This window comes from Pseudomonadota bacterium (genome assembly GCA_026388215.1).
Classification (GTDB): Bacteria; Desulfobacterota; Syntrophorhabdia; order Syntrophorhabdales; family Syntrophorhabdaceae; genus JAPLKF01.
The window spans coordinates 1-5,240 of record JAPLKF010000271.1; the positions used below are offsets into that span (position 1 = coordinate 1).

A 5,240-nucleotide genomic window follows, 5' to 3' on the forward strand; every position below is an offset into this window, starting at 1 on the left:
TACTCCTACCCTTACTGCCTTATAATTTTACGTGTACCAGAACGAAATTTAGCCAATCTTAAGCCTGCCTCTACCTGCTTTTTGGTTCTTCCCCGTTTTGTTAGCTCTTTATCCTTTCGATATGGCATGTACGGGTATAACGGACACTCTTAAATCTCACCGTCTATCTTTGTATCCATATAAGCATTAGTACACTGGTAGCATTGAGCTTTGATAGCTTTCATGGGCGATAGTTTCTTGCCTGTCTACAGGTATTCAATATATTCACGTTTTCCCTGTGCCTTCATACCATGTCTTGTTACCGTTTCAAGTGTAGTCAATGTATCACCTTTTAATATTTTACCTATTTCTATATTACTTTTTTTTAGAAATAATAATAAAGAAAGAACCAATTAAAAGGGAAAGAGAGGAGATAAGTGGTTAGAGGAATTGTTGTTCCAACATATGAGGGAACAGTTTTTATCCACATTACACTTATAGAAGATACACCTCACCTGCCTGGCAAGCAGACACAGGTGGTTATATCTTCAAGAAATCCTGCACCTTTTCTAAATCCTGAGCAAATGCTTTTGAGCTTTTTGACATGTTTTTGACTTCCTTAAGGTTAGTCCTTCAGGAGAAAAAAGTAATATAGGAAAGAGAATATGCAAGATTCAGTATTAAAGAAATTGCCTTCAGGGGGTTCAGGGTTAATCACCCCTTCCGTTAGGGAGGGGTGATTAACGTTAAGAGTTTGTCTGCTTTTTTATTAATATAGTCTTTTAAAAGTTCTTTCAAAACTGAATCCCACTTTTCGCCATTAGTATTACTACAAGATAAAACTTTTCGGTAAGCATCTTTAACCATTTTATTACAGTCATCAAAATCAATTTCAACATTTTCAAGCTCTTTAAAATAATTATTGCTGTATCTCTCCAATACTTTCCCAATTGCTTTTCTTTTTATCAGCTCAAACATATCAAAATCCAATAGTTTTTCAACCTGTTCGAGCGAAGGGGTTATGGGTTTGGGTTTAATTTTTTTCTTGATAAATTCTATCAACTCAGGCGTTGTCAGAGCATTGATTTCAACCCTACGGTATTTGAATTGTGTACCGGTCTCCTTCACAAAAAAGAAATTACGTTCATCCTCCGATAATTCTTTAAGTACATTTATGTAGGACTTTTTAGAATAGTATTCCTCTGCGTCAATAATCTTGTCCTTGCCTAATTCAACAAGATCTTGATAATTTAACCCAATGTCAATTATGTCAAGTTCATCTTCGAATGTTTGGCTTCCTTTCGATAATTTGTTTCCAATGCAATACCCGGACAAATCACAGTCATGAAGCGAATAGCAAACAATCCCTCGATTGATAAAGATTTGAATTAACCTTTTTAGTGCGCGTGTGCCGTAACCTTGGCCTGAGATTATTCCCAGTCTAAGCTCCTCCATAATCTTGGACCGCTTAAATATTTCGTTAAAACCTTGCTTTTCAATGAACAAAACCTGTGAGATTTCCAACTCATAGGGTATGTCAAAACTGATTTCTGCCGGTCTATACTCGCCTCCTATGATATTAGCTGAACATTCTTTTGGCATTCCATCCAAAAATTCATTAATTTCTTGAGTGCCAAGCGGGATTTCCTTCCAACCTACCGGGTCTATGTAATATCCTCGCCGCTCCAGAAATACCAAGTCTTCAAGCCATGGATATTTCTTATAGAAATCGGTGAGAACGACCTGTGTAAGTATACCTTGACCGCTTTCCCCGTTGAGGGTAATTCCATACAAATTGTTAATTATTTTTCTTAGAGCATAAAAGACCTGCCTTGCCTTTGTCGGAACTTTTTTATCGTCTGTGCAGTAATCAACAGCCTCCAAAAGGTGGTCTCGCATCAATTGTGTTTTGTTAACTCTTTTGCAAGAACTATTTTTTTGTTCTCTTTTTTCTTTTTGTTCTTTTTTTAAAAAGTCTTTCACCAAATTTTCAACAAGATTCACTAATTCTATTTTGAACTTCTCAACAGAAATAGTAGATTTTGCATGATCTCTGTATTTAACCAAAGGAGATATCAAATGCAGAAATAGCGTATATCCTTTTATCTTAAAAAACCCTGCCTTTTCTAATAGAGTATTTAAGCTCCCAAAAAAATCTGTTTTCCCACAAAATCTGATAAAACTGTATTCAAAAACAAAATCGGAGTCTGAGTATGTTATTGAATTATTGATATTGATTATTAATTCTGAATTAAGTTCTGAATTTTCTGAATTGCAAACATATCCTTCAATTATGAAAGGGATATTTGCTTCATTTTGCTTGTACTTGCCTATAATTTTTTTATATTTAATAAACTTGTTATTCACGCCACATAGCTTTCTGCAATTATTCTCTCCCACCGAATAATACTTATCAAGGATTGCAGGTCTTGGTTCTTTTTTTATAACATCATGTTTTAGTATATTGTAAAGATTCCGTATTTCATCCTCCTTGTCGAAAAATTCTGACAACTTTTTGAAAGAAAAACCAAGATTGGCTAAATTGCCTCTCATCCCAGTGAAATTTTCAAGACAGAAATGTTTTACCGTTTTTTCACTATAGTTGTTATGTGTTATAACCAAAAGATTTTTAAACGATTCAAAATCGTACCAATGTAAAAAATTCAATTCCTTAATTGGGAGAGAAACTATTTTTTCAGAGAGTTTTTCATCATTTAGATAAAATGCGACCCCCGGATTGACTTGAATATATCTGTTAATACTTTTTTTAATTGTGTCAATGTCCAGTTCCAGTCCGTCGATGTATACCCCGTTTTCAAAGTATGTATCTTCAATTGATTTTTTAAAGGCGCCGTTTATTAGCTTTGAGTCTATCAATACTTTTTTTGGCGTATAGGTTATCTTTTTTTTATTAAGGACAAAAAATAAATTAAGATTCCTAAGGTATGAGACACCAATCAAACACTTTATGGCATTTCCTAAAGCCCCCCTGCTTACATGCCTGTAATGCCGCTTGCTCGACACATAATAAGAAAAATCATAGATACTATCCAAGTCTTGTTCAGGGATGCCATTGCCACTGTCGCATACCCCCCAAAGATTATTTCGATAAACTATCTTTATTTCTTTATTAGAAGTATTTTTCAAGGTGTCGAGCGAATTATCGATCGGCTCCTTTATGAACATTTCGACCCATTTATATTTTGATATGCCAGTCACCATCACCAAACCGTCTTCTGTGAAATATTCGCTCGCTCGAGGATCTTTTAAAATATTGCTCATTTTATACCTCCTGAATTATATTCCTACTTAATATATACTTAATATAATAAGTTGTCAAGAAAATTTTATGCAACTATTTTGATGCAATATTAAATATTAAAATGTACTTTACAATTTATTAGGAATCGAATATTATATAATTACTTATTATATTAAGTTGGAGGTTAGCAATGAATTACAAGAAAAAAGGTTACTCTCCCTTAACCCTCAATGCATTATTTAAATTTGCCAGGGAACTGCAAAACATAAAGCAAGGTGAAATATCTAAAAACGCGAATATTACCTCTTCAGCCATTTCCATGTTTGAGCATGGTACGACTAATTTCAAAGAAGAGACCATCGAAAATATTGCTCATTGCCTGAATATATCTTCTGATTATGCTAAATCGATGATAGGAAATCCCTTCAAGTCCGAAAAATTGATTAAAATGTTTGTTCAGGAATCATTCTTAGGAAGGGTGGATTATTCAATATTTGAACTTTTTTTGGATTTTAACGATAAATTACAATTTCTATTTCTTATTCCTGAGTTCTCTATAGGTAAAATACTGAAAGCAAAAACTATAGAGCTGTCGATATATGCAATTGCAATGAAAGATTCAGACAATAATATCTTCATTTTCAGGCGAAGACCGAAGATTAGCTTCTTTGTTGGCGAAAAAGGCTTTCAAACTACAATGAACAAAAAAGCCAAAAAAGAAAAAAAAGATATTGATTTTAAAACCATTGATATAGAAAAACCTATTTTTTACAAGATATTATCATGGTCAATCGAGAGGGAAGATGTAGAAAATTTGTTTGGCAATAAATCTGAATCAATAGATGAAAAAATGATTCATGACGAAGGTAGAATAAGGTTGCTCAATATGGTAGCAGAAATGGGAATTTCACCAGATAAAGCCATTGAGTTACTCTCAAAAATGGACAAAATAAACAGCAAAAAATAATTATCACATCTCCTAACTACTAAATACAGTGGTTTTTGTAAGGTTTTGTTTATGTCAGACAGGGGCACCTGTCTGCCGCCAGGCAGGCAAGAAAGCAAATGCCATAAAACACCTTGAATTATGTTTTTCTTTTTTTGTTTTATTTCAATCTCTTTTGGGTTTGATTCCCCGCCACTTGTGGCGTATCTTTTTTGTGTTTTTGGGTTTTGATACCCCGTCCGCTTGCGGCGGGGTAGTTCATTTTTGCAATATAAGCTGTCAAAAAGTGCATTTTTTAAAAATTTTTATCAAGGAATTATACTTGTATGGTTTTTTCAAATTTTATCAAAAAATGCAAAAATTGTATTTTTTTGACTTCCTCCCCGCCTTAAAAGAGATAATTACATATTGGTATTGATGACATCAGGGGTGACAGACTGATAAAGATATAGTCGAATTTCCGGTAGTGTCGTAATTTGAAGAGGCAAATCTTTTGTTATGGTAACTATATAATATAGATGATAATCTTTAGGGAGAAGAGCTAAACCTGATTTTTTTGACACTGACTGACATTTTAAAGGCAGGAGAAAACAAAACTCCCGCTTTTTTTATTTGTTCTCAAAAGTAAAACAGAATCAGATAAACACAGATATAGCCAATAAAGTAAGCTATAAAAAAGGTAAGGCTGCATATGGATTAATAATATAAAGGCTCTATCTTTATTTATGTAATCTTACCCAGTCTATTCAGAAATCTACAAATCTATTCAGAGATCTATAATTAAAAAAAGGTAATACATAGATAGAAAAAAACTCATAGAAAGGAGAAAATATGGAAGATCGGTTTAAACATTTTAGATTTTCAGCCAACATTGAAGAGGACGGGGATATTATAAAATATCTTGAAGGGTTCCCTAAGCCATTGAGGGGGAAAATAGTTACCATTTCTCTGAGATATTTCCTTGAGAATATGAAAGACTATGCTTTTAGCAAAGCTCCTGATAGTAACCCTCCTAAAAAAGAAAGGTCTGAGGAAAGAAGGAATACCATAAAT

At 33.4% G+C, this 5,240-nt stretch carries 3 protein-coding genes; 2 read left to right on the plus strand and 1 reads right to left on the minus strand.

Features of this window, described 5'->3' with window-relative positions; genetic code table 11:
* Positions 1-705 precede the first annotated feature (705 nt).
* Entirely contained in the window at positions 706-3,261 is a 2,556-nt protein-coding gene (locus NTU69_12600; protein ID MCX5804344.1) for a hypothetical protein, read from the minus strand.
* A 170-nt stretch (positions 3,262-3,431) separates the two neighbouring features.
* Between NTU69_12600 and NTU69_12605 the strand changes: the two genes are divergently transcribed.
* Both NTU69_12605 and NTU69_12610 read left to right on the plus strand, forming a co-directional pair.
* Positions 3,432-4,208, plus strand: coding sequence for a helix-turn-helix transcriptional regulator (locus tag NTU69_12605; protein MCX5804345.1), 777 nt, complete (start codon positions 3,432-3,434; stop codon positions 4,206-4,208).
* Positions 4,209-5,018: 810 nt separating this feature from the next.
* Positions 5,019-5,240: hypothetical protein (locus NTU69_12610; GenBank protein ID MCX5804346.1), on the plus strand; the 222-nt coding region annotated here is incomplete at its 3' end.